The following is a 14,208-nucleotide window of genomic DNA, read 5'->3' as shown; positions in this document are numbered from 1 at the left end:
CTATGGAAGCAGACAACAGACAAATTTACGGCGTATTAGCTGAGTTCCGCAATCCAAAGGAGCTTGTTGATGCGGCAGAATCAGTCAAAAACTCCGGCTATTCGGATTTTGATACCTATGCTCCCTTCCCCATCCACGGGATGGAAAAAGCAATGGGCGTCAAAAAATCACCGCTCGGCTGGATTGTATTATCCGGTGCCTTAATTGGTATGGTTGGTGCACTTGCCCTTATGGTTTGGGTGATGGGCTATGAATATCCCATGAACATCAGTGGAAAGCCGTTCATTAATATTCCCATTTATGTGCCTATAACATTTGAGCTGACTGTTTTACTTGCGGCATTTGCCGCTACCTTTGGAATGATTGGACTCAATAAACTACCTCGATTCAATAATCCTCTGTTTAACGTTGAGCGTTTCGAGAAAGCTTCGGACGACGGATTCTTTGTCTGTATTGAAGCTTCTGATGATCTTTTTGCTGAGGAAAAAGCTGAAAAACTGTTCCGTAGTAACGGAGCAACGCATATTGAAACTGTTTACGATTCGGAATAATTCACCACAAAATTTTTAGTTTGCATAACGATCCGATGAAAGCTTTTAAGTACTTACTTTTTGCAACCATTTTTCCCCTGGTTCTCATTTCTTGTCGCGGAGAAAAGTTTGAAAACCAGCCGGTTCATCCAAACATGAACATGGATCAACAAAACCGTTTTGAGCAACAGGAGGAAAACAAGTTTTTTGCTGACAATCGAGCTATGCGTCACCCAGTAGAGGGAACTATAGCTCGAGGCAAACTCAAACAGGACAAACAGTACTACCAAGGCATTAACAAGGACAGTAGCTTTGTCGAAGAAATTCAGGTAGATGTAACAAAATCCTTTATCTATCGCGGTAAAGAGCGATATGAGGTGTTTTGTACGCCCTGTCACGGTATTAGTGGCGATGGTAATGGAATTATTATGGCTAACAATTATGGTTTTGTACCGGCACCCAGTCTCCATATCGATCGCCTGAGAAACCAAAGTGACGGCTATATTTATTCTGTCATTACAAATGGCATTCGAAATATGCCAGCATATAATCATCAAATTTCTGTAAAAGACCGGTGGGCAATTGTGGCTTACGTTCGCGCATTACAACGCAGCCAGAATGTGCCAGAAGAAGAAGTTCGAGAAAATTATGATGTAGATATCGCCTCGATTAAAGAATCTCACAAGCAAAAGTTGGCTAAAGCTGAAGCAAAAAAAGAATCTAAATCTGGTGGGGGCGAAGTTTCCATAGAACGGGGCAAATCCATAGCCTCAGCCAATGCTTGTGAAAGTTGTCACTCTACGGATGGATCACGACTTGTCGGTCCAACATGGAAAAACCTTTATGGTAATGAGCGAGCACTTGAAAACGGTGAAACTGTAGTCGCTGATGAAGAATACTTACGCGAATCTATTGTTGAGCCGGGTGCCAAAATTGCAAAAGGCTTTCCACCATCAATGGTTCCTTACGACCACCTTAGCGACAGTAAAATTAATTCGCTCATTGCATACATAAAATCACTGAGCGACAATAGTGAATAAGATTTTTAAAACGTATTAACGACCATAATTAACTTGGTTCCATTTTATGAGCAAGCCCAAAATAACTGATACACTGCAATTTCCTGCTGATTCAAACATTACCCAGTCGTTGTTTGGCGTGGGTATTGTAGGATTACTGGCTACTGGTGTAGGATATTTTCTAGAACACGATCAGTTTTTCTTCTCCTATTTGGTAAGTTTTTCCTTCTTTTCGAGCATAGCACTGGCCAGCCTGTTTTTCGTAATGCTCCAGCACCTGACGCGATCAGAATGGAGTACAGCACTACGACGTATTCCCGAGACGATTTCTTCAAATCTCTGGATTTGGGGCCTATTTATCATACCGATATTGCTGGGTATGCACTCTCTGTATCATTGGACACACCCCGAAGCAGTTGCCCACGACCCAGTACTGCAAGGTAAGCAACCATACCTCAATAGCACCTTCTTTATTATTCGACAGGTAATCTATTTTGCTATCTGGAGTTTTTTGGGTTATAGAATGTATCAAAAGTCGGTTGAAATGGATAAAACTGGCAACTGGGGATTACAAACACTTCTCCGCCGTACTAGCGGTCCGGGCATATTTATTTTTGCAATTACGCTGGCCTTTGCATCTTTCGACTGGCTAATGTCACTTGATCCACACTGGTATTCCACAATCTTTGGCGTTTATTATTTTGCTATGAGCTTTCAAGGGTTGTTTGCTACCCTCATCCTTATTGTAATGTACTTATGGAAAAAGGGATTATTAACGAATACCCTGGAAGACGGTCATATTTATGATTTGAGCGTGCAGTTGTTCGGTTTCACCGTATTTTACGGATACATTGCTTTTAGTCAATTTCTCTTGATCTATTATGCAAACATTCCTGAGGAGACGGTATGGTACCTGGAACGACTCAGTGGCGGGTATGAATATTTAGCTTATTTTTATCTTTTTGCACGATTTGTCATTCCCTTTATAGCACTGCTTTCTAAAGGAGCCAAGACAAATCACAAGATTGTCAATACAGTGTCGGTATTAATACTGGTTGCCCACTTGGTAGAACTCTACTGGATTGTAATGCCAGTATTAAACCACCACGGTTTCCATTTAAGCTGGATGACAATCACAAGCTTTATTGGTCTTGGCGGTATTTTTATGGGTCTCTTTTTCTATCGGTTTAAGCAGAATAAGATGATCCCCGTCAAAGATCCAACACTTGCAGAATCGCTAAACAAACATTAATCAATAATTATCTGAACGCAGTTAGGGTTTGCCCACTGCGATCACAAGCTATACACCCTATGGCAAGCGAAGAAAACAATTATACTGCCGCTTTTAAGAAAAAAGTTGCACAAAAGGCACTAGATCAGTCCAAAAAGAATCTGGACAAACTGTCCGAGAAATATGATGTCCCTGTTTCAGTGATCCTGATGTGGACAACTGAGTATGAAAAAGGTGGCGAGGATGCTTTTGATACCATCCAGGAAGAAGAAAAGCCTGTTGAACAACAGGTTACTAATGTTGATGTTGAAATTTCTGACCAGAGGGTTGCTGACTCAGTTGAACACGGAGTCATGGACGATCGGCTTAATTATAAACGGCTGATCTGGTGGAGTGTTTTAGGTACAATTCTTGTTATCATATTTGTAAAAGCTCTCTTTGAGATGTATCAATATAATGAGCGATTAACCAAAGAGAATGTATCAGCAGACAGTGAATACTACCAAGTAAGCCAAATGAAAGAAGAAGCACGGAATCAGCTTGATAATTTTGGTGTTGTTGATTTAGAAAATAAAGTCTATCGAATTCCGATCGACAGCGCAATCAACGAAATTGCTGCCGATCAGTAACAACTAATGCAACATAATGAAATATGTTGGGCTAATAGCAATATTGAGCCTGCTTTTACAACCAGTAGGATCTTTTGCTCAACTAAATAAACAAAAGCCGAGTAATCTAAAGGATGTAGGCGTAACCGAGCAGCTGGGTGAACAAATTCCGCTCGACTTACGGTTTGCCAATGCCAAAGGAGACTCGCTGACATTAAAAGAATTATTTAATGATGGAAAACCGGTGCTGTTGAATCCGGTATACTATGAGTGTCCGCAGCTCTGTTCCATGGTAAAAGAAGCCATCTTTAAAGGTGTTAACGACCTTAAATGGAGCCCCGGCACCGAGTACAATATTGTGACTTTTAGTTTTGATCCCAGTGAAACGACAAAGATGGCTGCTGAAAACAAGAAACGATTTTTAAAAAAGCTGGACAGAACAAATGCCGAGAACGGCTGGCATTTTCTAACTGGCAACAAGAAGAATATTCAACAACTTATTAAAGCTGTAGGATTTGATGTACGCAAGCTGCAAAACGGGCAGTACGCTCACGGGGCATCTATCATGTTTTTGAGTCCCGATGGAATCATTACGCGCTATTTGTATGGACTCAAATTTGATGAATTTAACATGCGAAACGCCCTATACGAAGCCGCAGATGGTAATATAGGTAGTACCTCCGATCAGGTGTTGTTATACTGCTACCAGTATGATGCAGACTCTAACACCTACGTGCCCGTGGCATGGAGAATTATGAAAGTGGGCGGCTTTGCGACCATGATAATTCTGGGTATATTCCTCGGTTTTATGTGGATGCGACACCGATATTCTAATAACGAAAAGCAAATAACAGATACGAATGGACTGGCTTAACGATCTCCTTTTACCTCCGGCAAAATCAACGCTGGCCGAACAAACTGATACGCTGTTTTGGTTTGTTCATCTAAGCAGTTTGGTATTAACGGTCGGGCTAATTGCCGTAATCGTTTACTTTGTAATTAAATACCGACGGCAGTCAGAAGATGAAGTAACTCCTGTCATCACTCATAACAATGCCCTAGAAGTTACTTGGTCAGTCATCCCACTTATCTTAGTCCTTATCGTTTTTGGATGGGGATATGAAGTCTTTATGAATCAACAAGTTGCACCGGATGATGCCTATGAAATTAATGTAACCGGCCAAAAATGGGTGTGGCAGTTTAAATATGAAAACGGTGCACGTTCTAATGGTAAGCTTCACGTCCCTGCTGACCGGCCGGTAAAGCTTATTATGAGTTCCAACGATGTTATTCACTCCTTTTATGTTCCCGACTATCGTCTCAAGCAGGACGTAGTACCGGGACGATACACCGAAATGTGGTTTAATGCACCTGATACCGGACGGTCCACTGTCTATTGCACTGAATACTGCGGTACCGGTCACTCCGATATGCTTGGAGAAGTGATTGTACACAGCCAAGAAGAATTTGAAACGTGGCTGGCTAATAATTCCGGCGGTGGCAGCAAGCCCGAAGATTTGGCACCCGAAGAATGGGGTAAACAGCTAGCCAAAGAATATGCCTGTACAACATGCCACTCACCAAGTGGAGAAAAATTAACCGGACCAACCTGGAAGGGTAAATTTGACAGTCAGGAACAACTTTCTGACGGTTCATCCGTCACTGTTGACGAAAACTATATCCGGGAATCTATTTTAGAACCAAACGCCAAAGTTGTCAAGGGATATCCTGCGGTAATGAATACCTACCAAGGACAACTCAACGAAGAACAAATTAGCGCGATTATCGAATACATTAAAACACTGAAGTAATATGGATACTGCAGAAACGAATGAAAGTCTAAAGAAAATTCAGGTAGAACGGTTCAAGCCGGAAGAAGATCCGGAAAGCAACTATCTGAACGAAGAAACCGGTTTGTGGTCATGGCTTACCACTGTTGATCACAAGAAAATCGGTATCATGTACCTTGCGTCTATCACCTTCTTCTTTTTCGTAGGTGGTATTATGGCTTTGCTGGTACGTACTGAACTATGGACCCCCGCCAAGACTTTTATCGAGGCCAACACCTACAATCAGCTGTTTACACTGCATGGGGCCATTATGATTTTCTTATTTCTGGTACCCTCGGTACCAGCAGCACTCGGTAACTTTGTGTTACCGCTGCAGCTTGGAGCCAAAGACGTAGCTTTTCCCAGGCTAAACCTGCTGAGCTACTACCTATATCTTGCTGGTGCTACAATTTCAATATTTGCGATCCTCAATGGTGGTATAGATACCGGGTGGACATTCTACACCCCGTATTCCTCATCAACGGGCGGTGCGGTAACAACCATGACTTTTGGTGTATTTGTCATCGGATTTTCGTCTATTTTAACAGGCGTTAACTTTATTACCACCATCCACAAAATGCGGGCACCCGGCCTCACCTGGGACAAACTCCCGCTCTTCTGCTGGGGTTTATATGCAACAAGTATCATTCAAATTCTTGCTACTCCGGTACTTGCAATTACGCTAGCGCTTGTTGCCATGGAGCGCATTCTCGGAATCGGAATTTTTGATCCTGCACTTGGCGGTGACCCGGTACTCTATCAACACTTTTTCTGGTTTTACAGCCACCCGGCCGTATATATCATGATTGTTCCCGGCTTTGGTGTAGTCTCTGAAGTGATTACTACATTTACCAGGAAGCACATTTTTGGATACTGGGCAATTGCTATTTCATCTTTAGCCATTGCTTTTATTGGGTTCCTTGTTTGGGGACATCACATGTTCGTTTCCGGGCAGGCATCGCTGGCCTCAATGGTATTTTCCTTTTTGACATTTCTCGTCGGTATCCCAACGGGAATCAAAATGTTTAACTGGACTGCTACCCTTTATAAGGGTTCGATTGATTTAAAATCACCTCTACTCTATATCTTTGGATTTTTCTTTCTGTTTCTCGTAGGTGGGCTCACAGGCATTGTTCTCGGTTCTATTGCATTGGATGTGCACCTGCACGATACTTATTACGTAGTAGCTCACTTCCACTTTGTGATGGTAGGTGGTATGGTGATGGCTTTCTTGGCTGGTTTACACTACTGGTGGCCTAAAATCACCGGTCGCATGTACAATGAACTAATGGCAAAAATTGCCTGCGGTATCATCTTCGTTGGCTTTAATGTTACCTTTCTTCCCCAGTTTGTAATGGGATCACAAGGTATGCCCCGACGATACTTTAACTACATTGAGCAATTCCAGCCGTTTCACCAAGTTTCGACCATTGGTTCTTACATTCTTGGTCTTGGCTTTCTGATGGTCTTCTACTACCTAATGAAATCATTATTCGACGGTAAGAAGGCTACCCCAAACCCCTGGGGCAGTCGAGGACTTGAATGGCAAATTAACACATTACCGCCACTACATAATTTCCATCATACACCCGTTATCATTAACGGTCCATATGACTATCATAAGCCGATGGAAGAATTTCAGCTTGGCCTTGCTGATTCCGGTAATGGACACAGTCACGCCGAAGACATAGAAGCAGAAGGCAAAGAAATTAATGCCGAATAACTGATAACTTAATTTCCAAAATAGTATAATCTGATTATGGCAAATCATTCATCATCCGCATCGCACTCCAGATTTATGCAGCATCATTTTGTGGATGCCGACCAGCAGTTCGACGCTGCTAAAATGGGAATGTGGATATTCCTTGTAACGGAGATTCTCTTTTTTGGAGGACTTTTTGCAGCATATATTGTGTACAGGCTCTGGTATCCCGAACTATTTACGCTAGCCTCTGAAGAACTTAATACTCTCTGGGGTGCTGTTAATACGGTAGTACTCATCGGCAGTAGCCTTACAGTAGCAATGGCCATTAAATCGGCACAGCTCAATCAGAAAAAAAATATTGCAATTAATCTGGGCATTACCCTGGCCTTGGCCGCTGTATTTATGGTAATTAAATATTTCGAATGGACACACAAATTTCATCTCGGGATATTTCCTGGAAAATTTTATGCGTTTGAAGGGATTGACCATCCAAAAGCTAACGTGTTTTTTAGCCTTTATTACCTTATGACCGGTCTCCACGGTATTCACGTTGTTATTGGGATCGGATTGATGGTTTGGCTGTTATGGAGATCCATGAAAGGACACTTTAACAGCGAATATTATACACCAGTCGAAATAACTGGCCTTTATTGGCACCTTGTAGATATTATCTGGATTTTCCTCTTTCCACTTTTCTACCTAATTGACTGATAACTCTAAAGCATTTGTACTCATGAGCGGACATCATATATCAACAGATAAAACTCTTCTTGGCGTTGCCGGCGCATTATTCATTCTTACTATTCTCACTGTTGGCGTGCACTATATTCATATCCCTGAGCCATGGTCAATTATTGTAGCCATGGGCATTGCTATATTTAAAGCAACGCTGGTTGCTGCATTTTTTATGAACCTTTACTGGGATGAACGATTTAATACCATGCTCTTTATTGCTTCTATCGCCTTTTTTGGACTACTTGTGGGGCTAACCCTCCTTGATACTCTATTCCGACCAGAAGTGATGCCTGCATTTTAGAGCAACAAACCAATTTTTGGTTGAAAAGGCTCTGCAAAAACCAGCAGCTATTCTAGACCAAAGGAAAATCTGCAATTGTTAGGATCCCTTCTGGAAACGGAAGAAGAGGATCAGAATCATCTTTCAGTTTGATTGTTATCTACAGCCGATTGGCAATAATGCTAATCGGCTTTTTTATTAGAATTAACTAAACTGCTTTTTCTATCACGAAGATAAAAAACAGAACGATAATTGAAGATTATCCTCAGGTTTGACTTATCCCTCGACAGGAACTTCATCTGCATGCAATACCAGCAGAAGGAATAAAAATTCGAAAGCTACCAGAAAAGCAATACCTGTTAGGTGAACAACCTGATAAACAGGCGGCAATCCAAGGTAATACAGTCCTATACCTGTAACTATCTGCAAAAGGATTAGCCCAAAGATGATAAGCCCGATTTTACGAATTCTTGGCGCGTCAGTTACCCACCACCGGCTAATATACAATATCCCACCTCCTGCAATCAGTACTAGCCAAGAAAAGCTTCGATGAATATTATCAACGACTCCTACTTCTGATATCCAAGTATCACGAGGGGGAGAAACGGTCATATTCTTTAGCACATCAATTGCTTCACGTACCTGCGTACCTAATCCAATCTGGATAAAGCTGCAAAAAAATAGAATGGCTACCATTACCAAAAGCCACTGTCGTTTTTGGTTAGGCAGGGTTATTCTAAGCTCATCTACTGATGCTCGAAATACTCCATAAATAAGTGTAACCATAATAAGCATCGCAAGCAGCATATGCAGTGTAATCAGCCATTCCCTTAAGCCTGTCAGCACCACTTGCCCGCCTAGCCATCCCTGCACGAGTACCAGTACAAATGCAGTTGCTGAACTATACAACACTTTGGGTTTATCTTTTCGATATCGGAATGAAAGTGCAAAAGTAACTGTAATGAGAAGACCAATGATAACCCCAATCAGACGATTAACATACTCCGTCCACGTTTTGAAAACATTAAACTCTGACAGATCGTAATTGTTTGGCAGTTCTGCTGGAGATATAGGTGGCATCCACATACCAAAACATTTAGGCCAGTCGGGACACCCCAATCCCGCACCTGAAGCACGAACTAATCCGCCAACGAAGATGAGGAAAATCGTTGCTGCTACGGTACTGAGTGCAACTTTCTGATAGGTATTCAGTTTCATAATAAATCTTTCAGGCTTAGCCGATGTAATTACAAATTCTGTTGTCTCAATTGAACTTAAAGTCCAGTAGAATAAGTCCAATTATAATAGAAATTATGTCTCTGTGAGAATAACAATTTAGGAGAAAAATCCATAAATTGAGCATGATTTAAAGTACTCTCAAAGCATGAATATTCGCACAGATACTACCCTTTTAAACGCTATCAATACGGAAAAGCTTACAGCTTATTACGAGCTGACAAAACCCGGCATTACTTTTACTGTGTTGGCCAGTATGCTTATCGGTTTTATCCTGGGATCGGGAAGTGAGATTAGCTATATGACCATGTTGCATGCCACAATTGGTACTTGGCTCATTGCATCAGGCACAGCAGCACACAATCAATTTTTGGAGTGGCGTTTTGACGGCAAGATGAAACGCACTCAACAACGACCCGTGCCGGCAAGTAAAATTAGTCCTAAGCAAAGCGTTATCTTCTCTTTGGGATTAATTTTTGGCGGACTCATCTACCTGTTGGCCGTTGTTAATTTTGTCGCCGGGATCGTATCCCTTCTCACCACATTGATATATCTCGGCATCTATACGCCCATGAAGCGCATCTCCGTTGTTAACGTATTTATCGGAGCTATCCCGGGTGCACTACCTCCTGTTGGCGGATGGGCGGCAGCTACCGGACATTTGGGCAGTACCACGATGTGGATTTTGTTTACCATTGTATTTTTGTGGCAGGTTCCTCACGTGATGGCTATTGCCTGGGTCTGTAAGGATGACTATTCTACCGCCGGATTTCAGATGCTACCTAAAAACGATGGCAAAGGATTTAAAGCTTCAGCAATGATTTTACCTTGTCTTATTGCACTTCTCCCGGTCTCTGCAGGATTATATCTCGTTGGGATGAACAGCTGGCTCTATTTGGTAGGCGCTATCGCCAGCAGTCTTGTATTTCTCTACTATGGTATCCATTTTGTTTTTAAACGTAACAAATCATCCGCCAAAAAGTTGATGTTTGCTTCTTTTGGTTATCTGCCTGCAGTTTGGGCCTTTGTAATTATTGATCTGCTGTTACTTTAAACTCGTAAGGGATATCAATTATGAAGATCAGCTACCTAATTTGCATAATTTTATTTGTGGGGCTGATTAGCAGTTCGTGCCAGCTAAATCTTAATGACGACGGAGATGATGGCGGCAGACCTGATACTGCCAGCGTTTTTTATACAGCAACCGATAGCCTGCCTTCCAATCTTTCAGGAACATCCAACAATGCTTCAACCGCTGATCTTGACGGCGATGGTGATCTGGATATTGCTCTTGCCCTGCCAACTGCACGAAATCTCATACTTTTTAACAATGGCAATGGGACATTCTCTACCTCCATTATCTCGTCTCAAGCCAATAATTCCCAATCTGTCATTACCACTGATTTTAATAGTGACGGGCGCACAGATATTTTCTTTGTAAATCTTGCAACTAACAGCACGCAAAACAGCGAGTTGTATATTAATAGTCAGAACAATTTCTCAGATCTTAGTAATCAAATCCCTGTTAACGGTGCTTTTACATCGGTCGATTTAACCGACTTTAATGATGATGGGCTGCCGGACATGCTCATTGGTAGCGAAACACAAAATAGCCTGCTGCGCAATAATGGCAACGGCTCTTTCGATGACTTATCCACGCAGCGCCTTCCACAATTTACCGGCATCACCAGAGATGTCGTCTTTGGTGACATAACCGGTAATAATCTTGAGGATATCATCATTGCCAATCAAAATAGCAATCGTGTTCTCATCAATACCGGGTCCGGCTTTTTTACTGACCAGTCGGGACGGTATCCATTTTTAAATCAAGTCGAAGAAAGTCGTGATGTAGAACTGGCAGATGTAGATGCCGATGGTGACCTTGATCTCTTTGTAGGCAACTCAAACCTACAAGGAGGGGCCTCTTCACAAGATCGATTGCTTATTAATAAGCAAGGTAGCTTTGTGGATCAAACCACAGATCGTCTCCCTGATTTGTCGTCCAATACTTTTGATACTGAGTTTGCCGATTTTGACGGAGATCGTGCTATTGATTTAGCTGTAGGAAATTACGACGGCGGGCTTCGCCTGCTTCTTAATAATGGCAACGGTTTCTTTAATGATCAGTCCGACAGCTGGATTCCTAAAAACTTCTTCCCACTTACAACTGATATTGAAATCGGTGATTATAACAACGATGGTTCTTTCGATATCTATGTTGCCGTACGCAACGGTACCGACCAACTGTTGTTACAACATAGCCAATAGTCATAAAGCATTTTACCAATTCGTACTTATCTACTTAATACAATATTGGTATATATATTTACCCATGAACAACATTATAATCCTTGACAATAGTTTCCAGAAAGGCTTTTGGATTCTGATCATCAGCCTCCATTCCCATCTTTTTGCAAACAGCATTGCGGGTTTTTAGCAGTATATTACGTTGTGTGCCGCGATCATATTTGTACCCATCGCGCAGTACCTCTTTCACTACCGAAATATCACTGTCATCAAGTGCCGCCGCCTGTGGATATTTCGGTGTATAGCCCTCTTGAATATCAGCATATAGAGTATCATTAAGACCTGTGTTATTCTTTGTTTTAACTACTGCTGTTCCTGCTGCCATATCACCCAGCCTTTGTCCCTCACCGTTAATAATAATCGAAAAAAAGGCAATTAGACCTGATGTTACTGTAATTTCAAACAGCCGAAATATCCATCGGAGCAAATAACTACCCAATGTGCCAGGTGTCCCATCCGTTTTGATAACACGAATATTCACGGCCTTCTTACCAATGGATTGCCCATTAAAAAACAGTTCAAATAACAGGTGATAGCTCATGGCCGGTAGTACGAAAAAAAGTATAATAACCCATCTCTGACCAGAAGCACCGCCAAAAACGAAGGGGATACTAAAAATAAGAAACAAGCCAATTAGAAAAGAATCGATCACAAATGCTCCTACTCTGGGACCTATACCAGCTGGCTCATAGTCAATCTGTACGTGTTGTGAGGTCTCAATATTCAAATTTTTCATCAAAGATTTACTCTTGAAGCCATAAAATATTTTGGCTAATCTGATAAATTCTCTTTCTTAAAGAAGAATATTAATTTATTACTTAGATCCAAATCATTTTCGGGTTCAAATATAATTAGACGGGAAGAGAAACAGTATGAGAGAGGTTAAATTTCTTCGGGAAAATGCCGACAAATGGGAGGAGTTTGAGCAACTTCTTGATCACCCCGACAAGGCAGATGCTGACGAGCTGGCCGACCTGTATGTGCAACTTACCGACGATCTCTCTTGGGCTCAGACCTTTTATCCCCAAAGTAAAACAACGGCATACCTTAATCAGCTGGCTTCCCGTGTTCACAAACGAATCTACAAGAATAAAAAAGAAGAAAAAGGACGTGTTGTTAACTTTTGGAAGAACGAATTACCCACTCTTTTTTATAAACACAGGGTAAAACTGGCAGCAGCCTTCCTGATTTTTATAACGGCTATTGCTATTGGTTCCATCTCTTCCGCCAATGATGCCATGTTTACCCGCATGATCATGGGTGATCAGTATGTAAATATGACACTGACTAATATTGAGCAAAATGATCCTATGGCAGTATATAAAATGGATCACTCGATGGATATGTTTTTAGGCATCACCTTTAATAATGTACGCGTTTCGTTTGTAGCGTTCCTTGGGGGCTTGCTGGCTTCGCTGGGCACGGGAGTCATCCTTATGAAAAATGGCATTATGATTGGTGCTTTTCTCTCAATGTTTTTTAGTCATAACTTACTCACTAAATCTCTTTTAGTGATTTTTATTCATGGCACGCTCGAGCTTTCAGCTATTATTATTGCCGGTGCTGCCGGATTTGTAATGGGTAACGGCCTGCTGTTCCCCGGCAGCTTTAAACGCAGCCAATCATTTAAGCGAAGCGCCAAAGAGGGGCTCAAAATGACTGTTGGCCTAATTCCATTATTTGTCATGGCAGGACTTTTAGAATCATTCGTTACCCGTTACACCGCAATGCCGATTGGGCTGAGCCTATTTATTATTGGCAGTTCATTGTTTTTTGTACTCTGGTACTTTGTGTATTATCCCCATCAAATGTTCAATAAAAAAACTTCTAGCAATGGCTAATAATTTTGAAATTAAAAAAGTACAAGATTTTGGAGATCTGGTTTCTGCTCCTTTCTTCTATATTCGGGAACATTTTCGATCGCTGGGCAAAAGTATTCTCTATTTTGTAGTACCATTGATTGTTGTAGCCGGTATTGCCGTTTCACAACTCGTAACTACGCCCTTTAATATGGACCCTGAAGATATAGAGTCAGGAGCTTACATCGCCGAGGTAATTGCGTCTTCACTTTCGGGTTCAATATTTGGTATGCTGGCCATGACGGCCCTAGCCGCAGTCGTATATCACCACATAAAACTAGTCGCAGACGAAACAGTCGATAATAATTCCATTGAACCTCAAGATATTTGGCCGGGCGTTAAATCTGATTTTCTAATGCTTCTGCTAATTTCCCTGGCCATTGGACTGGCGACCGGCATTGGCATTATCTTTTTTATCCTTCCGGGCATCTTTATTTCTATTAAACTTATTCTTACCACTGCTGTATATGTAATGGAAGATGTTGATTTCGGAGATGCCTTTTCACGCTCTTGGCATTTGGTAACAAACTACTGGTGGTACACTTTCGGGCTAGTCGTTATTATGTATCTTTTTTCCTCCCTTATGACTAATGCCATTACTTTCCCGTTTATAATTGTTAGCTTTTTCTCGGGATTTTCAGGCTTGGAAGATCCTGAAACCATGGAACAAACACTGGGACCTATTTTTTCCATTTTTTATGGCCTAACTACTTCTCTTAGCTATGTTTTCTACACCATCGTGTATATTTGCTTGGGGATGCACTACTACAACCTCATAGAACGTAAAGAAGGCAAAGAACTAACCGAACGTATCCAACAAATCGACGACTCAGCTGGAGCTGAAAGCTAACTACCCCATTTTGCATCTA

Annotated in this window: 15 protein-coding genes; 13 read left to right on the top strand and 2 right to left on the bottom strand. The window is 41.6% G+C overall.

The genetic code is table 11. The annotated features are described in order from the left end of the window. Positions 1 to 2 precede the first annotated feature (2 nt). The 9 genes from LX73_RS10015 (at position 3) to LX73_RS09975 (ending at position 7,958) form a co-directional block, all read left to right on the top strand. Positions 3 to 551: a DUF3341 domain-containing protein gene (locus LX73_RS10015; RefSeq protein WP_148899365.1), complete on the top strand. Its 549-nt coding sequence runs from the start codon at positions 3 to 5 to the stop codon at positions 549 to 551. Positions 552 to 691: 140 nt separating this feature from the next. Continuing rightward, positions 692 to 1,570, top strand: a complete 879-nt coding sequence (locus LX73_RS10010) for a c-type cytochrome (protein WP_211359410.1) — start codon at positions 692 to 694, stop codon at positions 1,568 to 1,570. Between the two features lie 46 nt (positions 1,571 to 1,616). Then, on the top strand, positions 1,617 to 2,801 hold the full coding sequence (locus tag LX73_RS10005; RefSeq protein ID WP_148899363.1) for a hypothetical protein: 1,185 nt from the start codon (positions 1,617 to 1,619) through the stop codon (positions 2,799 to 2,801). A gap of 59 nt (positions 2,802 to 2,860) precedes the next feature. Then, positions 2,861 to 3,409 (top strand): hypothetical protein, encoded by a 549-nt coding sequence (locus tag LX73_RS10000; protein ID WP_148899362.1) that lies wholly within the window; start codon positions 2,861 to 2,863, stop codon positions 3,407 to 3,409. A 16-nt stretch (positions 3,410 to 3,425) separates the two neighbouring features. Further along, positions 3,426 to 4,262: an SCO family protein gene (locus LX73_RS09995; RefSeq protein WP_148899361.1), complete on the top strand. Its 837-nt coding sequence runs from the start codon at positions 3,426 to 3,428 to the stop codon at positions 4,260 to 4,262. After that, complete coding sequence (gene coxB, locus LX73_RS09990) at positions 4,249 to 5,199, top strand: cytochrome c oxidase subunit II (RefSeq protein ID WP_148899360.1); 951 nt, start codon at positions 4,249 to 4,251, stop codon at positions 5,197 to 5,199. Before LX73_RS09995 ends, coxB begins: the two co-directional genes overlap by 14 nt. Position 5,200: 1 nt before the next feature. After that, positions 5,201 to 6,940: a cytochrome c oxidase subunit I gene (ctaD, locus tag LX73_RS09985; protein ID WP_148899359.1), complete on the top strand. Its 1,740-nt coding sequence runs from the start codon at positions 5,201 to 5,203 to the stop codon at positions 6,938 to 6,940. Between the two features lie 36 nt (positions 6,941 to 6,976). Continuing rightward, positions 6,977 to 7,633 (top strand): cytochrome c oxidase subunit 3 family protein, encoded by a 657-nt coding sequence (locus LX73_RS09980; RefSeq protein ID WP_148899358.1) that lies wholly within the window; start codon positions 6,977 to 6,979, stop codon positions 7,631 to 7,633. A 22-nt stretch (positions 7,634 to 7,655) separates the two neighbouring features. Beyond that, positions 7,656 to 7,958 (top strand): cytochrome C oxidase subunit IV family protein, encoded by a 303-nt coding sequence (locus tag LX73_RS09975; RefSeq protein ID WP_148899357.1) that lies wholly within the window; start codon positions 7,656 to 7,658, stop codon positions 7,956 to 7,958. 255 nt (positions 7,959 to 8,213) lie between these two features. Here the strand turns inward: LX73_RS09975 and LX73_RS09970 are convergent, their stop codons facing one another. Next, on the bottom strand, positions 8,214 to 9,155 hold the full coding sequence (locus tag LX73_RS09970) for a COX15/CtaA family protein (RefSeq protein ID WP_148899356.1): 942 nt from the start codon (positions 9,153 to 9,155) through the stop codon (positions 8,214 to 8,216). A 166-nt stretch (positions 9,156 to 9,321) separates the two neighbouring features. Here LX73_RS09970 and cyoE point away from each other — a divergent pair, with 166 nt between their 5' ends. Next, positions 9,322 to 10,227 carry a heme o synthase gene (gene cyoE, locus LX73_RS09965; RefSeq protein WP_148899355.1) on the top strand — a complete coding sequence of 302 codons (906 nt, stop codon included), beginning with the start codon at positions 9,322 to 9,324 and terminating at the stop codon, positions 10,225 to 10,227. Between the two features lie 20 nt (positions 10,228 to 10,247). Next, positions 10,248 to 11,441, top strand: coding sequence for an FG-GAP repeat domain-containing protein (locus LX73_RS09960; protein ID WP_148899354.1), 1,194 nt, complete (start codon positions 10,248 to 10,250; stop codon positions 11,439 to 11,441). A gap of 58 nt (positions 11,442 to 11,499) precedes the next feature. Here the strand turns inward: LX73_RS09960 and LX73_RS09955 are convergent, their stop codons facing one another. Next, positions 11,500 to 12,216, bottom strand: a complete 717-nt coding sequence (locus LX73_RS09955; protein ID WP_148899353.1) for an RDD family protein — start codon at positions 12,214 to 12,216, stop codon at positions 11,500 to 11,502. Positions 12,217 to 12,352: 136 nt separating this feature from the next. Between LX73_RS09955 and LX73_RS09950 the strand changes: the two genes are divergently transcribed. Beyond that, complete coding sequence (locus LX73_RS09950; RefSeq protein ID WP_148899352.1) at positions 12,353 to 13,321, top strand: stage II sporulation protein M; 969 nt, start codon at positions 12,353 to 12,355, stop codon at positions 13,319 to 13,321. Further along, entirely contained in the window at positions 13,314 to 14,189 is an 876-nt protein-coding gene (locus LX73_RS09945) for a DUF7847 domain-containing protein (protein WP_148899351.1), read from the top strand. Before LX73_RS09950 ends, LX73_RS09945 begins: the two co-directional genes overlap by 8 nt. Positions 14,190 to 14,208: the final 19 nt, after the last annotated feature.

It is taken from the genome of Fodinibius salinus (assembly GCF_008124865.1).
GTDB lineage: Bacteria > Bacteroidota > Rhodothermia > Balneolales > Balneolaceae > Fodinibius > Fodinibius salinus.
The sequence above is the reverse complement of the archived record's forward strand: the minus strand, read 5'-3'. Positions and strand labels throughout refer to the sequence as shown.

What these genes read in the sequence shown, in the direction of transcription:
- LX73_RS10015 (WP_148899365.1), top strand. Translation starts at nt 3, where the DNA reads ATGGAAGCAGACAACAGACAAATTTACGGCGTATTAGCTGAGTTCCGC.
- LX73_RS09975 (WP_148899357.1), top strand. Translation starts at nt 7,656, where the DNA reads ATGAGCGGACATCATATATCAACAGATAAAACTCTTCTTGGCGTTGCC.
- LX73_RS10010 (WP_211359410.1), top strand. Translation starts at nt 692, where the DNA reads ATGGATCAACAAAACCGTTTTGAGCAACAGGAGGAAAACAAGTTTTTT.
- LX73_RS09950 (WP_148899352.1), top strand. Translation starts at nt 12,353, where the DNA reads ATGAGAGAGGTTAAATTTCTTCGGGAAAATGCCGACAAATGGGAGGAG.
- LX73_RS09960 (WP_148899354.1), top strand. Translation starts at nt 10,248, where the DNA reads ATGAAGATCAGCTACCTAATTTGCATAATTTTATTTGTGGGGCTGATT.
- LX73_RS09955 (WP_148899353.1), bottom strand. Translation starts at nt 12,216, where the DNA reads ATGAAAAATTTGAATATTGAGACCTCACAACACGTACAGATTGACTAT.
- coxB (WP_148899360.1), top strand. Translation starts at nt 4,249, where the DNA reads ATGGACTGGCTTAACGATCTCCTTTTACCTCCGGCAAAATCAACGCTG.
- LX73_RS09945 (WP_148899351.1), top strand. Translation starts at nt 13,314, where the DNA reads ATGGCTAATAATTTTGAAATTAAAAAAGTACAAGATTTTGGAGATCTG.
- LX73_RS09980 (WP_148899358.1), top strand. Translation starts at nt 6,977, where the DNA reads ATGGCAAATCATTCATCATCCGCATCGCACTCCAGATTTATGCAGCAT.
- LX73_RS09995 (WP_148899361.1), top strand. Translation starts at nt 3,426, where the DNA reads ATGAAATATGTTGGGCTAATAGCAATATTGAGCCTGCTTTTACAACCA.
- ctaD (WP_148899359.1), top strand. Translation starts at nt 5,201, where the DNA reads ATGGATACTGCAGAAACGAATGAAAGTCTAAAGAAAATTCAGGTAGAA.
- cyoE (WP_148899355.1), top strand. Translation starts at nt 9,322, where the DNA reads ATGAATATTCGCACAGATACTACCCTTTTAAACGCTATCAATACGGAA.
- LX73_RS09970 (WP_148899356.1), bottom strand. Translation starts at nt 9,155, where the DNA reads ATGAAACTGAATACCTATCAGAAAGTTGCACTCAGTACCGTAGCAGCA.
- LX73_RS10000 (WP_148899362.1), top strand. Translation starts at nt 2,861, where the DNA reads ATGGCAAGCGAAGAAAACAATTATACTGCCGCTTTTAAGAAAAAAGTT.
- LX73_RS10005 (WP_148899363.1), top strand. Translation starts at nt 1,617, where the DNA reads ATGAGCAAGCCCAAAATAACTGATACACTGCAATTTCCTGCTGATTCA.